This window comes from Levilactobacillus muriae (assembly GCF_045862015.1).
Taxonomy (GTDB): Bacteria; Bacillota; Bacilli; order Lactobacillales; family Lactobacillaceae; genus Levilactobacillus; species Levilactobacillus muriae.
Window position 1 is genome coordinate 1 of sequence record NZ_BAAFRU010000063.1, and the last position, 1,558, is coordinate 1,558.

Annotated in this window: 1 protein-coding gene; it reads left to right on the forward strand. The window is 41.8% G+C overall.

Annotated features, from left to right (window positions below; translation table 11 throughout):
- Positions 1-133 precede the first annotated feature (133 nt).
- A complete protein-coding gene (locus ACKTSF_RS14475) occupies positions 134-1,480 on the forward strand; it encodes an IS4 family transposase (protein WP_407890281.1) in 1,347 nt (448 codons plus the stop codon).
- Positions 1,481-1,558: the final 78 nt, after the last annotated feature.

Genomic DNA, 1,558 nt, shown 5'->3' on the forward strand with positions numbered 1-1,558 from the left:
CTAAAGGTTGAAAGTTAAAAAGTACAGTAAAAGCCCGACGCGTCGGGCTTTTACTGTACAAAAATAGACATGGATTGCTCCACGAGTATAATTGAGTCGACTAAAAAACAATATACAAGGAGAATTCATGTCCATGTCTAATATACATCATTCAGCTACTGATTTTCATTATTCTTTTAAACATTTTTCGAAATTGGTCCAGTTACCGGCTGTCTTACGACGCGCCAATGTTTTAAAAACTAGAGGTATCTCAGTAATCGTCTTACTCGAATGGCTTTTAAACACAGTCTTTCATCGCTATTCAATTTTTCGCGCACTTCCGACCAGTTTTTCTAAGCGGACAGTGCGTAACTGCTTGAATGACCCACGAACTAATTGGCAACGGCTAGTCACTATTCTGGCAGTCCATCTTATTCAATACGTCCAGCACTTTACCGATAGTAGAAGACGCCAAGTCCTGATTATTGATGACTCATTATTCAAACGAGAGTTTTCGAAGAAAACTGAGCTACTATCTCGGGTCTTCGACCACGATAAACAAATCTATTTCAAAGGTTTTCGAGCTTTGACTCTTGGATGGAGTGACGGGAATACCTTCTTACCCGTTCACTTTGCTTTAATGTCTTCCAGTAAATCTCGTAACCAACTAGGAATATTTAAGCATTTTGACCATCGTTCTCTGGCCGCACGTCGTCGAGCGCAAGCCCAACGGAAGATGAATGATGTCGCACTTGAGCTGGTGGATGCGGCGCTATCTGCCGGAATTAAAGCACGTTACGTCCTGTTTGACAGTTGGTATACGTCCCCACACATGTTTGCTGAATTGTTAAAACGCGGTCGGTATAGCATTGGTATGTTGAAAAAGTCTAAGAAGGTTTACTTTCGATACCGTGGGCGTCAAATGGACGTCAAGACCTTGTATAATCAGCTTCGTCGAAGTAAGTGGCCGACCAAAGGCCACTACCTGTATAGCCCAATTGTCATGTTTGACGTCGCTGGTCAGATGATGCCAGTTAAGCTAGTTTTCGTTACGAAGAAGGGAACGGCTAACGATTATCTGGTCTTAGGAACCACCCAAACTGGACTGCACCCACAAGAAATCATTCAAATGTATGCTCGTCGCTGGCAGATTGAAGGCTATTTCAAAGTGGCTAAACAGTATCTCCAGTTTGATCAGACACAAATTCAAAGCTACGACGGGCTTTGCGGTCACATGGCTGTGGTCTTAATAGGCTATGATATTTTGGCATTAGCTCAAAGAGAAAACCTAGATGATCGAACTTACGGCGATTTATTTTACGAGTACAGTCGACCCTTACCGGACATAAAATTTATCAATGCGTTAAACTGGCTGATGAAAACCTTAACTGGTATAGGTAAAAAGCTTGATATGAACGAGGAAGTTCTCAGTGTTGTTTTCGATGAATTTATAAAAGCCTTACCTAATAATCTGACCAGATTATTAGGTAAGGCTCGATGATGCCAAATGACTAAATTTACTAACTCCAGTCCAAGCGTCCCAAGGGCTGAAGGCTATTTGAGTACTTTCAACCTTTAG

What these genes read in the sequence shown, in the direction of transcription:
- ACKTSF_RS14475 (WP_407890281.1), top strand. Translation starts at nt 134, where the DNA reads ATGTCTAATATACATCATTCAGCTACTGATTTTCATTATTCTTTTAAA.